The sequence below is a fragment of the Polaribacter sp. Z022 genome (assembly GCF_023555495.1).
GTDB lineage: Bacteria > Bacteroidota > Bacteroidia > Flavobacteriales > Flavobacteriaceae > Polaribacter.
The window spans coordinates 1-422 of sequence record NZ_JALCZO010000049.1 but is presented as its reverse complement, the minus strand read 5'-3'; the positions used below and the strand labels follow the sequence as shown (position 1 = coordinate 422).

The 422-nt window shown below is 28.7% G+C and carries 1 protein-coding gene; it reads right to left on the bottom strand.

Annotated elements, in window-relative coordinates:
- Positions 1 to 422, bottom strand: a 422-nt coding sequence (locus tag MPF13_RS15520) for a leucine-rich repeat domain-containing protein (protein WP_249983677.1), incomplete at both ends; no start/stop codon positions are given.

The following is a 422-nucleotide window of genomic DNA, read 5'->3' as shown; positions in this document are numbered from 1 at the left end:
AACTTGTTCATTGTACTTGGTAAACTAGTTAGATAATAAGTATAAATTCCGTTTTCATAAGAACGCATATTCTCTATATAAAGCTCTTTTAAACTCGATAAATCACCTATCTCATCTGGTAAAACAGAAATCTTATTGTTCGAGCTATATTGTGATAAATGCAACTTCTCTAAACTTGTTAAACCTCCAATTGTTGTTGGTAAAACTGTTAACTCATTACCTTGTAATTGTAACTCTATTAAACTCGTTAAACCATTTATTGTACTTGGTAAAGCCGTTAATACATTATTGTTTAAATACAATTTTTCTAAGCTTGTAATACTACCAATCTCATCTGGTAAACTTGCTAAGGTATAGGTTGGCTGATATCTAACAGGACTTGTATTTTGATATTGTAGTTTTAATTCTTTTAAGTTTGTAAA